This window comes from Mycobacterium sp. GA-1841 (genome assembly GCF_001954135.1).
In the GTDB taxonomy this organism is placed as follows: domain Bacteria; phylum Actinomycetota; class Actinomycetes; order Mycobacteriales; family Mycobacteriaceae; genus Mycobacterium.
In genome coordinates this window covers 1-14,008 of the sequence record NZ_MBEQ01000089.1, presented here as the reverse complement: position 1 = coordinate 14,008, position 14,008 = coordinate 1, and the positions used below count along the sequence as shown (strand labels likewise).

Genomic DNA, 14,008 nt, shown 5'->3' with positions numbered 1-14,008 from the left:
GCGGCTGTGCCGGTTACCGGTCACAAGTTTCAGACGGGTCGGGTGGTTGTCGGCCCGGCTGGATCAGCCAGCGTGCACGGCGGAAGACAGAAGTCGGTGAGGCTGCCATGGCGGTTGCATGAGGAAGTCGCGCAGTACGAGGCCCGGAACAGCGCGATGTCACAGTAGACACACTGCGCCTCGTGGACCTTATCTGTAACATCGCCCTCAGAAGCATCGATAATCACGCGTGTCGCAATTTGTTGGGGGTGAAGCTGTGCGCCGAGCGTTGGCGGCCACCATGCTGGCGCTGACGGTGGCGTGTGGTGGGGTGACCCCGGCGATCGCCCAGGCCGCCCCGCCGGTGGCCGGAAAGGACTTCACCAAGCCTGCGATCGTCATCCTCGGCTACGGGCTCAAGCCCGACGGTTCGATGCGTGCGATTTTGTATCACCGCGTGCTCACCGGCCTGGCGATCGCCCAGGCGTTCCCGCAGGCCCCGGTCATCGTCACCGGCGGCAACCCGCAGAACGGCCGGAGCGAGGCCGCTCAGATGCGCAATCTCCTTCTCATGCTCGGCTTTCCGGCCAACCGGATCATCGTCGAGGACCGGGCCAACAGCACGGTTCAGAACGCACAGTTCTCGGTTCCGTTGGCGAAGAAGGCCGGTGCCACGGGCATCATCGTGGTGACGTCCTCGACCCATCAGGGTCGCGCCGATCAGAACTTCGCCGATGCGGGCGGCAACGTGCTGGCCACGGTGAGCTTCCCGGACGGCAACCCATCGGTGAACATCGCCCAGTTCGTCCGCGATGTGTTGAGTCCGTTGACGCCGATCGGTTGAGTGTCGGCGACTACGCTGGATGTTGTTTGGACGAAAGTGTGACGACGATGCGTAAGGCAAATCGGCTCTCCCGATTGCTCGCCGGGTGCTGCGCCGCGGCCGTCGCCCTGGCCCCGGTGGCCACCGCCCAACCGGAGCCGTTCGATCCGACCGGTAATCGTTCCGGTGGGCCGGTACCCACGGTCAACGGTGTGCCGTGCGTCGGCGGAGGCCTGGGTGTATGCCTGAGTTTTCGGCAGAACCATCCGCCCAGTGCCAATTCCGAAGCGCGCTCGAGCTTCGGACACAGCCCCACTGTGCGGCGCTGACCGGCATTACGATGCAGGCCGAGATGAACAGTTCCACCACCGCTGCTGTGCCCGAGAAGGGCGCTGCGACCGACAAGAGTGAATTCCGATCACGCCTGCTCAACGCCCTGATCGAATCGATCATCGAGGTCGGCTACCAGAACACCACGGTGGCCGATATCGTGCGACGGGCGAAGACTTCTCGGCGCACCTTCTATGAGCAGTTCGCCAGCCGTGAGGACTGCTTTGTGGCCCTGTTGACCAGTGTCAACGCCAAGCATGTGCGTGAGATCGGCGGCGCGGTCGACCAGCAGGCGTCGTGGCAGGCGCAGGTGCGCCAGGCGGTCGAGGCGTGGATCGGCTCCTACCAGGCCCACCCTGAACTGATGGTGGCCTGGATCCGTGATCTGCCGACTCTGGGGGCTGCCGCGCGGGCGCTGCAACGCGAGTCGATGGAGAAGTTCATCGCCTTGGTGCAGGCGATGACGAGCACCGAGGCGTTCCGCTCGGCCGGGGTGGAGATCTCGCGCCGGCGCACCATCATGATGCTGGGTGGATTGCGGGAGCTCACGGCGATCACCGTGGAGAGCGGTGGGCAGATCGGAGAGATCACCGAGGACGCCGTGCTGGCCTGCACTGCGATGCTGACGCCGCTCACCTGACCGCGCCGCATCCCGTCGATGATCGTAAACAGCGGCAGCAGAATGACATTGGCGAAGGCCGAGATTTGCCGGCGTGTCATCGAGAAGATCGCGCGGGTGGCACCGGATTTCGAGCGCCGGATCATCCGGCACACCACGTTCACCCCGCGGCACATGGGCACCATGTTCGGTGCGCCCGGCGGTGACTACTGCCACGGCCTGGTCCATCCCGAGCAGATGGGGCCCAGCCGGCCAGGGCCCAAAGACTATGTCGGCCAGCCGATTCCGATCGGCGGGCTGTACCTGACCAGCGCTGGGTGCCACGGTGGCCCGGGCATCACCTTCATCCCGGGTTATAACGCCGCCAGGGCCGTGCTGGCCGAGTAATCTCCCGGTATGGCAACCAGTGATTCCCGTGAAGTAGTGATCGAGGCGACGCCGCAGGAGGTCCTCGACGTCGTCGCCGACGTCGAGGCCACGCCCAGCTGGTCGCCGCAGTACCAGCGCGCCGAGATCCTCGAGACCTACGACGACGGCCGGCCCAAGCGCGTGAAGATGACGGTGAAGGCCGCCGGGCTGACCGATGAACAGGTGATCGAATACACCTGGGGCGAAAACAAGGTCAGCTGGACGTTGGTGAGCGCCGGCCAGCTCAAGGCTCAGGACGCCAGCTACACCTTGACTCCCGACGGAGCCAAGACCAAGGTCCGGTTCGACATCTCGATCGACCTGTCGGTGCCGCTGCCCGGCTTCATTCTGAAGCGAACCATGAAGGGTGGCGTGGAGACCGCCACCGAAGGCTTGCGCAAGCAGGTGCTCAAGGTCAAGAAGGGTTAGCCCGCCGGTTAGGGTGCCTCCCATGACGAAGACGGGACCCCTGGCCGGAGTGCGCGTGATCGAACTCGGTGGCATCGGCCCCGGGCCGCACGCCGCGATGATGTTGTCGGACCTGGGCGCCGACGTGGTCCGTGTGCGTCGCCCGGGCGGCCTGACGATGCCGGCCGAGAACGTCGACCTCCTGCACCGGGGCAAGCGGATCGTCGACCTGGACGTCAAGGCCGAGCCGGGCAAGTTGCTGGAGCTGGTCGCCAAAGCCGATGTGCTGCTTGACTGTTTCCGGCCCGGCACCTGCGAACGGCTGGGCATCGGTCCGGCCGAGTGCGAGGCGGTCAACCCGCGGTTGATCTTCGCCCGCATCACCGGCTGGGGTCAGGACGGTCCGTTGGCCACCACGGCCGGCCATGACATCAACTACCTGTCGCAGACCGGGGCGCTGTCGGCGATCGGATACCGCGACCGCCCGCCGGTGGCGCCGCTGAACCTGGTCGCCGATTTCGGCGGCGGTTCGATGCTCGTCGTCATCGGCATCGCCACCGCCCTGTATGAGCGGGAACGCTCGGGTGTGGGGCAGGTGATCGACGCGGCCATGGTCGACGGGGTCAGCATGCTGTCGCAGATGATGTGGACCATGCGGGCCACCGGTGTGTTGCGCGACGAGCGCGAGTCGTTCCTGCTCGACGGCGGCGCCCCGTATTACCGCACCTATGAGACCTCCGACGGCGGCTACATGGCGGTCGGTGCGATCGAACCGCAGTTCTTCGCGCAGCTGGTCGCCGGGCTCGGATTGGACGCCGCCGCGATCCCCGGGCAGTTCGAGTTGGCCCGGTATGACGAGCTGCGCGACATCTTCACCGAGCGGTTTGCCACCAAGACCCGCCAGGAGTGGACGGAGATCTTCGCCGGTACCGATGCCTGCGTGACGCCTGTGCTCACCTGGGGTGAGGCTGCCGAGAGCGAGCATCTGCTGGCCCGCTCGACGCTGGTGTCGGTCGACGGTGTGGCCCAGGCCGCGCCGGCCCCGCGGTTCTCGCGGACAGCAACCGGCACACCCGGTCAGCCACCGCAGACGAGCACCAGCATCGACGACATCGGCTGGGCCTAGATCGGCACCGAGAGTCTTTGGTCCCTGGCCATCGCGGCGCGCAGCGGCCACGATGAAGGTGTGACTTCCTCGGACACTCCGGTTGTGGTTGGAATCGACGGCAGTGACGGCGCGCTCGCCGCGGCCCGGTGGGCGGGCGCGCTCGCCGAACGGTTCGGCGCGCCGCTGCGCATCGTGCACGCGCTGCCCTCTCTGGGCCGCAACCTCACCCAGACCGCAGCCGCCCTGACCGCCGCGATGGTGTCGTATCAGCAGGACATGGCGCAGGCGTTCCTCAAGGCTGCCGAACAGGCCGTTCACGCCGAACGCCCCGAGCTGGAAGTGACCGCGGTCTCGTTCAACGAACCTGCCGATCAGGTGTTGATCGAGGCCAGTCGGCAGGCACGCCTGATCGTTCTCGGCGGTAAGACGGTGACCCCGGCCGCGGCGCTGCTGCTCGGTTCGACGGCGCTGTCGGTGGCCACCCGGGCCGCGTGCCCGGTGGTGGCCTTCCGTGGCGATCAGGTGGCGCCGGGCGACGGTCCCGTCGTCGTCGGGGTCGATGACAGCCCCGCCGCGCAGGCGGCGTTGGCGATGGCGTTCGAATTCGCCGACCGGTTCGGCTTGCCGCTGAATGCGGTGCGGTCGCTGTCGTTGGCCGCGCCGGCCGAGACCGGGGTCAGCATCCCGCTGCTGATCGACTGGGACGGTGTGGAATCCGCTGAACTGACCGCGCTGACGGAGGCGGTCGATGTGCACAACAAACGGCACCCCGCGGTCGCGGCCAAATGTTTCGTCGAGCCCGATTCACCCGGCAAGGCGCTGCTCAAGCACGTCACCGAATCCGGACTGGTGGTGGTCGGCTCCCGCGGCCGCAACGCGCTGGCCGGTGTTCTGCTGGGGTCGACGAGCCTGAACCTGTTGCACCACAGCCCGGTTCCGGTGCTGATCTGCCGCGCACTGACACAAGGAGATTCGCATGAGTGACCATGACGTCCGGCACGGAATCGTCGTCGGCGTCGACGGGTCGCCGTCGTCGGATGCAGCGGTGGCCTGGGCCGCGCGCGATGCCCAGCTTCGCGGTGTCGAGCTCACGCTGATGCATGCACTGCCCGGGGCGATGTCGCCGGTCTGGCTCGATGTCGCCCTGCCCGAGGAGTATCTGCAGTACCAGGACGACCAGGCACGGGACGTTCTCGACGCCGCCCGCCGGATCGCCGTCGAAGCCACTACCGCGACGTCGGGGGCGCACCCGCTGCGGATCGTCGACAAGGCAGTGCCCGGGCACGCGGTCGCCACCTTGATCGAATATTCGCGGCGGGCCGATCTGGTGGTCGTCGGTTCCCGCGGGCTGAGCAAATGGGGGCGTCGGCTTCTCGGGTCGGTGAGTTCCAGCCTGGCCCAGCACGCCCATGGGCCGGTAGCGGTGATCCCGGAGGATGCGCCGGCGGCCACCGCGCCGGTGGTGGTCGGGGTCGACGGATCGCCGGCGTCCGAGCTGGCCACCGAGATCGCGTTCGACGAGGCGTCGCGGCGCAAGGTAGAGCTCGTCGTGGTGCATACCTGGACCGATGTGAACTTCGAGTTCCCCGACATCAAGTGGGACGATCTGACGCCGCGTGCCGAGCGGGCGCTGGCCGAACAGCTCGCCGGGTGGGGCGAGCGGTACCCCGACGTCGTCGTGCGACGGGTGGTCATGCCCGACCGGCCCGCCCGTCAACTGCTGACGCAGGCCGAGTCGGCGCAACTGGTGGTGGTCGGCAGCCGGGGCCGAGGCGGATTCACCGGGATGTTGCTGGGGTCGGTCAGCTCTGCCGTCGTCCATTCCTCCGCCGTTCCGGTGATCGTCGCGCGTAGCTGAAATCCCGTCCGGTTCGGGACCTGGCCACTACATTCGGTCGTATGGCAGTGCGGGCCTCGCGGGAGGCCGTGTTCGATGCCTCACCGGAGGCGATCATGGCGGTGCTCGCCGACGTCGAGGCGTTGCCGGCCTGGTCGCCGGTGCATCGACGGGTCGATGTGCTCGATCGGTATCCGCATGGTCGCCCCCATCACGTCAAGACCACGGTGCGGCTGCTCGGTGTCACCGACAAGGAGATCCTCGAATACCACTGGGGTGAGCACTGGATGGTCTGGGACGCCGAGGCGAATCTGCAGCAGCGCGGCCAACACGTCGAGTACAACCTGACTCCCGAGATGGACCGCACCCGGGTGCGGTTCGACATCATCGTCGACCTGGCGATGCCCATCCCGGACTTCCTGGTCCGCCGGGGCAAGAACCTGGTGCTCGACGTGGCCATCGAGCGGCTGCGGCGGCAGGTCACGGGTAATGCTCACCGTGCGTGAAACGGAATGGCCGCACGTCCGCGGACCGTTGGTGCCGGTATGCCGACCGGAGTCGTCCTTGCCCTGAACCCATCCGCCTCGAACGTTGTGGATGACGCGATCTCACAGGCCCGCGCCGCGTATGCGGCCGGGGTTCGCCGGCTGTGGCTGGCCCAGCAGTTCGACGTCGACGCCATCACCCTGGCCGCGCTGATCGGGACCGCGGTGCCCGACCTCGCCGTCGGTACCTCGGTGGTGCCGCTCAATCCACGTCACCCACTGGTGGTGGCGTCGGCAGCGCAGACTGCACAGGCCGCCGCCCACGGGAACTTCACATTGGGCATCGGCCTGGGGTCACACGCCCCCGAGCAGCGCGCCTTCGGCACGGTGTGGCCCGATCCGGTGGGCCGGCTGCGTGAACATCTGCAGGTGCTGCGTTCGATCTTCCACGATCGCGCGGTCAGCTTCCACGGCAGCGAGTTCAGCGCGGACCCCGAGTGGCCCGTGCACGTGCCCGGTGGTGCGCCGGTGCCGGTGTACGTCGCCGCGATGGGGCCCAAAGCGCTCGCGGTGACCGGGGAACTGGCCGACGGAACGCTGCCGTATCTCGCCGGACCGCGCACGATCGGCGAGTTCATCGTCCCGACGATCACCGCCGCGGCCACCGCGGCGGTGCGGCCGCAACCCCGCGTCGTGGCCATGGTGCCCGCCCTGATCGACGATGACGCCGACGCCGCCCGCGACGCTGCAGCGCAGAAGTTGGAGTTCTACGAGACCATCCCGTCATATCGGAAAGTCATTGCCCGAGAACAGGTTTCCCATGTTGCGGAGCTGGCGGCGGTCGGGTCGGCGACGCAGGTACGCGCCCAGTTGCAGCGTTACCTCGACGCCGGCGCCACCGAGGTGGCGCTCAGCCCGATCCGGACCGAGGCGGACGATCTGGCCGCGCTGTGGGAGGTGGCCGCCGCCCTCCGATAGCCGATAGCGGGAATCGGCGGCCATACCATCTGCGCTCCGGTCGTGGGCCGGAATCGGGCGACAATGTGTCGCCATCTGCGGTGGATTCCTTACATGATGACAGGGCGGGGCGGCCGACGGGACTGGCAGCATGACAGGCCACACGTCAATTCCGTCCAAAGGGTGATCGCCGTTGTCTCGCACGCTTTTCGACCCCCGGCCGCCGGAACCCGTTGCGCCACAGGAAGTATCCGGCCGCCCGGCAATCCCGGTCTACCGGTCCCCGCGCAACCTGCCGCCACCGGCTCTCGACGAATGGAGTTGGCAGCTGGACGGCAGCTGCCGCGACCATCCGGCCGAGGTGTTCTTCCCCGACGAGGTGCGGGGTCGCAAGCTTCGCCGCCAGGAGGAGGCGGCGAAGGCGATCTGCCTGCAATGCCCGGTGCTGAAGCGGTGCCGGGAACATGCTCTGACGGCACCGGAGCCCTACGGCATCTGGGGGGCGATGACGGCCAGGGAGCGTGCCGTCACACTGTGCAGCAGGTTCGGTTCCTGACGATCGGGCCGGATCACCGGCGGGGCCGCAAGACCCCGAGCCGTCGGATCGCCTCTTCCAACGTGTCGTCGCGCTTGCAGAATGCAAAGCGCACCAAGTGTTTCCAGGCATCGGCAGGGGCTTCGCAGAAAGCTGACATCGGTATCGCCGCCACCCCCGCTTTGTGCGGAAGCTCGGCGCAGAACTGCGTGCCGTCGGAATAGCCCAACGGTCGCGGGTCGGCGCACAGGAAGTACGTGCCGCGGCTGTCGTGTACCTCGAACCCGATATCGGCGAGCGCGTTGCCCAGCCGGTCCCGCTTGGTCCGGAACGATTCGCGCAGATCGGCCACCCAGCCGTCCTCGTGATCCAGGGCGTGGGCCACCGCGGGCTGGAACGGTCCGCCGCCCACATAGCTCAGGTATTGCTTGGCGGCGCGGACGCCGGCGATCAGGTCGGCAGGCCCGCACGCCCAGCCGATCTTCCAACCCGTGACGTTGAACATCTTGGCCGCGCTGGAAATGGTCACGGTCCGGCCTGCCATGCCCGGATAGCCGGCCAGTGGGCGATGCTGGACCCCGAAGACCAGGTGCTCGTACACCTCGTCGGTGATCACCAGCAGATCGTGCTCGATCGCCAGCGCCGCGATGGTGCGCAGCTCGGTGTCGGAGGCCACCGCACCGGTCGGGTTGTGCGGTGAGTTGAGGATGAGGGCTTTCGTCTGCGGCGTCACCGCCGTGCGCAGTCCTTCGACGTCAATCCCGAACCCGGCACCGTCGGCGACCATGGGAACCACCCGGCGGACGCAGCCGGCCATCGCGATCACGGGCGAGTAGGAGTCGTAGAACGGCTCGATCACCAGGACCTCCGACCCTGGCTCGACCAGGCCCAGGACCGAGGCGGCGATGGCCTCGGTGGCGCCGACGGTCACCAGCACCTCGGTGTCGGCGTCGTAGTCGATGCCGTAGTGGCGTTTGCGCTGTGCGGCGATCGCGGCGCGCAACTCCGGGATACCGAGCCCGGGCGGGTATTGGTTGTGGCCGCCGGAGATCGAGTCGATGGCGATTTTGAGCATGTCGGCTGGGCCGTCCTGGTCGGGGAAGCCCTGGCCCAGATTGACCGCGCCCAGTGCGGTGGCCAGTGCAGACATCTCCGCGAAGATCGTCACTTCGTACGGCTGCAGCCCTCTGACAGTCATGGTGCCAAAGGGTAGTGCGGGAATGATCGGCATGCCGGTGGCGCTTTAGAGCGGCGTGACCCACAAACTGAGCGCCGACGCCGCACTGCTGCAGCCGATCCAGGTGGGTGACACCGCCGCCACCAACCGTCTGTTCATGGCACCACTGACGCGTTCCCGTGCCGACGCCGACGGCGCGCCCTCACCGCTGGCCGCGCAGTACTACTCGCAGCGGGCCGGCGCGGGCCTGATCATCAGCGAGGCCACCGCCGTCGCCGAGACCGCCAACGGCGCGTACATGAACACCCCGGGCCTCTACACCGACCGTCACCAGCACGGCTGGGCGGAGATCGCAGCGTCGGTGCATGCCGCGGGCGGCAAGATGTTCGTCCAGCTCTGGCACGTCGGCCGCTTGGCGCACCCCGAGATCAGTGGCTTCGAACCGGTCGCGCCGTCGGCGATCGCCGCGGACGTACTCACCCACACGCCCACGGGTAAGCAGCCGCTGCCGACGCCACGTGCCCTCGACATCGCCGAGATCCCGGGCATCGTCGAGCAGTTCCGCGCCGCCGCACGGCGCGCGATCGACGCGGGCATGGATGGTGTGGAGATCCACGGCGCCAACGGCTATCTGCTGCATCAGTTCGCCTCCGATGTGGTCAACCAGCGCACCGACGCCTACGGCGGTTCGCCGCAGAACCGGGCCCGGTTGACCGCCGAGGTGGTCGAGGCCGTCGTCGACGAGATCGGCGCGGGCCGGGTCGGTGTGCGGATCTCGCCGGGGAACACCGCGGGAGGAATGCGGGAGAACGACACGATCGGCACCTACGAGGCCGTGCTGGAGCGCATCGCGCCGTTGGGCTTGGCATATCTGCACGTCGTCATCGACCCGGCGGCGCACGATTTCGGTGTCATCCGCGCGCTGTGGCCGGGAACGTTCGTGCTCAACACCGGGCGCGCCAACGGCACGGATTTCTGCCAGCTGGAGAGTTACGCCGAGTGGGGTGCGATCAGCGCGGCCGCGGTGGGGCGGGCGTTCTTGGCGAATCCCGACCTGATCGACCGGTTGGTGTTGGGTGCCGAACTCAATGAGCCCGAGCCGACGACGTTCTATGCACCGGGGCCGGTCGGCTACACCGACTACCCGACGCTGGCCGAGGTCGAGGAGCCCCGCTCTGCCTGACGTGTGCGCCCGGTGCCGCGCCGTTTTCTACGTCAGGGTCGCTGCGGCGCGCGATGCACAGCCCCCATGTCGAAAACGGCGTTTGGGTGTGGCCTGGTGTGGCGGCGCCTCACCCCCGTTTTCTACGTCACGGTCGCTGTGCCACGCGATGCGCAGCCTTGGCGTCGAAACCGGCGGCGAGGCCGGGTCGGTCAACCGCGGTTCAGGGAGATGCTGAGCACAGGCCCAACCAACGGGTTGGGCGAGGCTGATACGCTGCCGATCAGAGGACTGCCCACATTCGCTGGACGGTTCCACAACCCAACCTGAACCTGAACGCCGATACGGCAGGGGAGCAGACATGTCCGAAGAAGCCTTCATCTACGAGGCGATCCGCACGCCGCGTGGCAAGCAGCGCGGCGGCGCACTCAACGAGATCAAGCCCGTCAACCTGGTCGTCGGCCTGATCGAAGAGATCCGCAGCCGCTACCCCGACCTGGACGAGACGCTGATCAGCGACGTCATCCTCGGTGTCGTCTCGCCGGTCGGCGATCAGGGCGGCGACATCGCCCGTACCGCCGGTCTGGTGGCCAAGCTGCCCGAGACCACCGGTGGTTTCCAGCTCAACCGCTTCTGCGCCTCGGGCCTGGAGGCCGTCAACCTGGCCGCCCAGAAGGTCCGTTCCGGCTGGGACGACCTGGTGCTGGCCGGTGGTGTCGAGTCGATGAGCCGCGTTCCGATGGGCTCCGACGGTGGTGCCTGGGCCTCTGACCCGGAGACCAACTACCGCATCGGCTTCGTCCCGCAGGGCATCGGCGCCGACCTGATCGCCACCATCGAGGGCTTCTCCCGCGAGGACGTCGACGCTTACGCGGCGCGGTCGCAGGAGCGCGCCGCGGCAGCCTGGTCCGGCGGCTACTTCGCCAAGTCGGTCGTCCCGGTCAAGGACCAGAACGGCCTCGTGGTCCTCGACCATGACGAGCACATGCGTCCCGGCTCCACCGTGGAGAGCCTGGGCAAGCTGAAGACCGCGTTCGACGGCATCGGCGCGATGGGCGGCTTCGACGACGTGGCGCTGCAGAAGTACCACTACGTCGAGAAGATCAACCACGTCCACACCGGTGGCAACAGCTCGGGCATCGTCGACGGTGCCGGCCTGCTGCTGATCGGTAGCGAGAGTGCAGGCGCTTCGCAGGGCCTGACCCCGCGCGCCCGCATCGTGGCCACCGCCACCAGCGGCGCCGACCCGGTCATCATGCTCACCGGCCCCACCCCGGCCACCAAGAAGGTGCTGGACCGGGCCGGCCTGACCGTCGATGACATCGACCTGTTCGAGCTGAACGAGGCGTTTGCCTCCGTGGTGCTGAAGTTCCAGAAGGACCTCAACATCCCCGACGAGAAGCTCAACGTCAACGGTGGCGCGATCGCGATGGGCCACCCGCTGGGCGCCACCGGCGCCATGATCACCGGAACCATGGTCGACGAGCTCGAGCGTCGCGGCGCCAAGCGTGCCCTGGTCACGCTGTGCATCGGCGGCGGCATGGGTGTGGCCACCATCATCGAGAGGGTCTAAGGAAAAGTCATGGCAGAGAACACCATTCAGTGGGACAAGGATGCCGACGGCATCGTCACCCTGACGCTGGACGACCCGACCGGTTCGGCCAACGTGATGAACGAGCACTACAAGGAATCCATGCACAATGCCGTGGAAAAGCTTGTAGCCGAGCAGGATTCGATCACCGGTGTGGTGATCACCAGCGCGAAGAAGACCTTCTTCGCCGGTGGTGACCTCAAGGGCATGATGAACATCGGCCCGGACGACGCCGCCGAGGCGTTCGAGATGGTCGAGACCATCAAGGCCGACCTGCGCAAGCTGGAGACGCTGCCCAAGCCCGTCGTGGCCGCCATCAACGGCGCCGCGCTCGGCGGCGGCCTGGAGATCGCGCTGGCCACCAACCACCGCATCGCCGCTGACGTCAAGGGCAGCCAGATCGGCCTGCCCGAGGTCACCCTGGGCCTGCTGCCCGGCGGTGGCGGCGTGGCCCGCACCGTGCGCATGTTCGGTATCCAGAAGGCCTTCATGGAGGTCCTCTCGCAGGGCACCCGCTTCAGCCCGGCCAAGGCCAAAGACACCGGCCTGGTTGACGAGTTGGTCGGTTCCGTCGACGAGTTGGTCCCCGCCGCCAAGGCTTGGATCAAGGCCAATCCCGAGGCCCACACCCAGCCGTGGGACGTCAAGGGCTACAAGATCCCCGGTGGCACCCCGTCCACCCCGGCGCTCGCCGCGATCCTGCCGTCCTTCCCGGCGCTGCTGAAGAAGCAGCTCAAGGGCGCCCCGATGCCGGCACCGCGGGCCATCCTCGACGCCGCCGTCGAGGGTGCGCAGGTCGACTTCGACACCGCGAGCCGCATCGAGAGCCGTTACTTCGTCTCGCTGGTCACCGGCCAGACCGCCAAGAACATGATTCAGGCGTTCTTCCTGGACCTGCAGGCCATCAACGGCGGCGCTTCGCGTCCCGAGGGTATCGCCAAGCAGGAGATCAAGAAGATCGGTGTGCTGGGCGCGGGCATGATGGGCGCCGGTATCGCTTACGTGTCGGCCAAGGCCGGCTATGACGTCGTGCTCAAGGACGTCAGCATCGAGGCCGCCCAGAAGGGCAAGGCGTACTCGGAGGGCCTGGAGGCCAAGGCGCTCAAGCGTGGCAAGACCACCGAGGAGAAGTCCGCGGCGCTGCTTTCTAAGATCACCCCGACCGCCGATCCGCAGGATCTCAAGGGCGTCGACTTCGTGATCGAGGCGGTGTTCGAGAACCAGGAACTCAAGCACAAGGTGTTCCAGGAGATCGAGGACATCGTCGAGCCCAACGCGCTGCTCGGCTCGAACACCTCCACGCTGCCGATCACCGGTCTGGCGACCGGCGTGAAGCGCCAGGAGGACTTCATCGGTATCCACTTCTTCTCACCGGTCGACAAGATGCCGCTGGTGGAGATCATCAAGGGCGAGAAGACCTCTGACGAGGCGCTGGCCCGGGTGTTCGACTACACCCTGGCCATCAAGAAGACCCCGATCGTGGTCAACGACAGCCGTGGCTTCTTCACCAGCCGCGTGATCGGCACCTTCGTCAACGAGGCGCTGGCCATGCTGGGCGAGGGCGTGGAGCCCGCGTCGATCGAGCAGGCCGGCTCGCAGGCCGGTTACCCGGCGGCGCCGCTGCAGCTGAGCGATGAGCTCAACCTGGAGCTCATGCACAAGATCGCCGTCGCCACCAAGGAAGGCATCGAAGCTGCCGGCGGCACCCACGTGCCGCACCCGGCCGAGGCCGTGGTGGAGAAGATGATCGAGATCGGTCGCCCGTCGCGTCTGAAGGGTGCCGGCTTCTACGAGTACGTCGACGGCAAGCGGACGCAGCTGTGGCCGGGTCTGAAGGAGACCTTCAACTCCGGAAGCTCGTCGATCCCGCTGCAGGACATGATCGACCGCATGCTGTTCGCCGAGGCGCTGGAGACCCAGAAGTGCATCGACGAGGGTGTGCTCACCTCGACCGCTGACGCGAACATCGGCTCGATCATGGGTATCGGCTTCCCGCCGTACACCGGTGGTTCGGCCCAGTTCATCGTCGGTTACCAGGGTGAGCTCGGCGTCGGCAAGGAGGCCTTCGTGGCCCGCGCCAAGGAACTGGCCGCCCGCTATGGCGACCGCTTCCTGCCGCCGGCCTCGCTGGAGTCTTAAGCACCAAACGTCAAAAGCCCCCGGCGCAAGTCGGGGGCTTTTGCGTGCTTGGACATCGAGATTGCGCTCAGGGCTGTTGATTTCGAGATTTCACGACCCTGTACGCATCTCGACGTCAGCCGGGGTTCGAATACACCCGCGTGGGGGTGATCAGCACCGCGGCACGGCGTTCTTCGCGCATGACGCGGTCGTAGGTGTCCCAGTCGTCGTGGGTACCTCCGGCCGCCTCGAAGACGGCGCGTAACAGCAGCCGTAACGCCTCGGCGTCGGTGTCGGGATCGGGATCGTCGGGCCCGATGATCTCGGCGGTGCCCTCGACCGTCACCCATTGCCAGCCGATCCCCGGGGCCCCCCCGCCGGGCCGGGGTGGGGGCGGCAGGTGGGGGGGTTTGGGGGGCCCCCCCCGGGGGCCCCGGGGGCGCCCGGGAGGGCGGGGGGGGGGGGGGGCCG

14 protein-coding genes and 2 pseudogenes are annotated in these 14,008 nt (G+C 67.5%); 14 read left to right on the top strand and 2 right to left on the bottom strand.

Annotation, left to right across the window (positions count from 1 at the left end):
- Nucleotides 1–280 precede the first annotated feature (280 nt).
- The 11 genes and pseudogenes from A5740_RS21150 to A5740_RS21100 all read left to right on the top strand — a co-directional run bounded on the left by A5740_RS21150 (nt 281) and on the right by A5740_RS21100 (nt 7,510).
- Nucleotides 281–823, top strand: coding sequence for a YdcF family protein (locus tag A5740_RS21150; RefSeq protein ID WP_076197355.1), 543 nt, complete (start codon nt 281–283; stop codon nt 821–823).
- A 47-nt stretch (nt 824–870) separates the two neighbouring features.
- Nucleotides 871–1,131 carry a hypothetical protein gene (locus tag A5740_RS21145; protein WP_175616316.1) on the top strand — a complete coding sequence of 87 codons (261 nt, stop codon included), beginning with the start codon at nt 871–873 and terminating at the stop codon, nt 1,129–1,131.
- A 23-nt stretch (nt 1,132–1,154) separates the two neighbouring features.
- Nucleotides 1,155–1,772: a TetR/AcrR family transcriptional regulator gene (locus A5740_RS21140; protein WP_076197353.1), complete on the top strand. Its 618-nt coding sequence runs from the start codon at nt 1,155–1,157 to the stop codon at nt 1,770–1,772.
- Nucleotides 1,773–1,826: 54 nt separating this feature from the next.
- Nucleotides 1,827–2,138: pseudogene (locus A5740_RS21135) on the top strand (NAD(P)/FAD-dependent oxidoreductase); the annotation flags it as partial.
- 9 nt (nt 2,139–2,147) lie between these two features.
- A complete protein-coding gene (locus A5740_RS21130) occupies nt 2,148–2,588 on the top strand; it encodes an SRPBCC family protein (RefSeq protein ID WP_076197280.1) in 441 nt (146 codons plus the stop codon).
- Between the two features lie 22 nt (nt 2,589–2,610).
- Complete coding sequence (locus tag A5740_RS21125) at nt 2,611–3,693, top strand: CaiB/BaiF CoA-transferase family protein (protein ID WP_076197278.1); 1,083 nt, start codon at nt 2,611–2,613, stop codon at nt 3,691–3,693.
- A 60-nt stretch (nt 3,694–3,753) separates the two neighbouring features.
- The gene (locus A5740_RS21120; RefSeq protein ID WP_076197276.1) at nt 3,754–4,659 is read left to right on the top strand and encodes a universal stress protein; all 906 of its coding nucleotides are present in this window, start codon (nt 3,754–3,756) and stop codon (nt 4,657–4,659) included.
- Nucleotides 4,652–5,533, top strand: coding sequence for a universal stress protein (locus A5740_RS21115; protein WP_076197274.1), 882 nt, complete (start codon nt 4,652–4,654; stop codon nt 5,531–5,533). Before A5740_RS21120 ends, A5740_RS21115 begins: the two co-directional genes overlap by 8 nt.
- 41 nt (nt 5,534–5,574) lie before the next feature.
- A complete protein-coding gene (locus tag A5740_RS21110; protein ID WP_076197272.1) occupies nt 5,575–6,018 on the top strand; it encodes an SRPBCC family protein in 444 nt (147 codons plus the stop codon).
- 39 nt (nt 6,019–6,057) lie between these two features.
- On the top strand, nt 6,058–6,975 hold the full coding sequence (locus A5740_RS21105; RefSeq protein WP_076197270.1) for a TIGR03564 family F420-dependent LLM class oxidoreductase: 918 nt from the start codon (nt 6,058–6,060) through the stop codon (nt 6,973–6,975).
- Nucleotides 6,976–7,147: 172 nt separating this feature from the next.
- Nucleotides 7,148–7,510, top strand: a complete 363-nt coding sequence (locus A5740_RS21100) for a WhiB family transcriptional regulator (protein ID WP_371454783.1) — start codon at nt 7,148–7,150, stop codon at nt 7,508–7,510.
- Nucleotides 7,511–7,523: 13 nt separating this feature from the next.
- Here the strand turns inward: A5740_RS21100 and A5740_RS21095 are convergent, their stop codons facing one another.
- Entirely contained in the window at nt 7,524–8,687 is a 1,164-nt protein-coding gene (locus tag A5740_RS21095; protein WP_076197268.1) for a pyridoxal phosphate-dependent aminotransferase, read from the bottom strand.
- Between the two features lie 55 nt (nt 8,688–8,742).
- On the opposite strand from A5740_RS21095, the gene A5740_RS21090 reads away from it, so the two are divergent.
- The 3 genes from A5740_RS21090 (at nt 8,743) to A5740_RS21080 (ending at nt 13,558) form a co-directional block, all read left to right on the top strand.
- Entirely contained in the window at nt 8,743–9,849 is a 1,107-nt protein-coding gene (locus tag A5740_RS21090; protein ID WP_076197266.1) for an alkene reductase, read from the top strand.
- 340 nt (nt 9,850–10,189) lie between these two features.
- On the top strand, nt 10,190–11,401 hold the full coding sequence (locus tag A5740_RS21085) for an acetyl-CoA C-acetyltransferase (RefSeq protein WP_076197264.1): 1,212 nt from the start codon (nt 10,190–10,192) through the stop codon (nt 11,399–11,401).
- 9 nt (nt 11,402–11,410) lie between these two features.
- On the top strand, nt 11,411–13,558 hold the full coding sequence (locus tag A5740_RS21080; protein WP_076197262.1) for a 3-hydroxyacyl-CoA dehydrogenase NAD-binding domain-containing protein: 2,148 nt from the start codon (nt 11,411–11,413) through the stop codon (nt 13,556–13,558).
- 115 nt (nt 13,559–13,673) lie between these two features.
- On the opposite strand, the pseudogene A5740_RS21075 reads toward A5740_RS21080, so the two are convergent.
- Nucleotides 13,674–14,008 (bottom strand): annotated as a pseudogene (locus A5740_RS21075) (hypothetical protein); the annotation flags it as partial.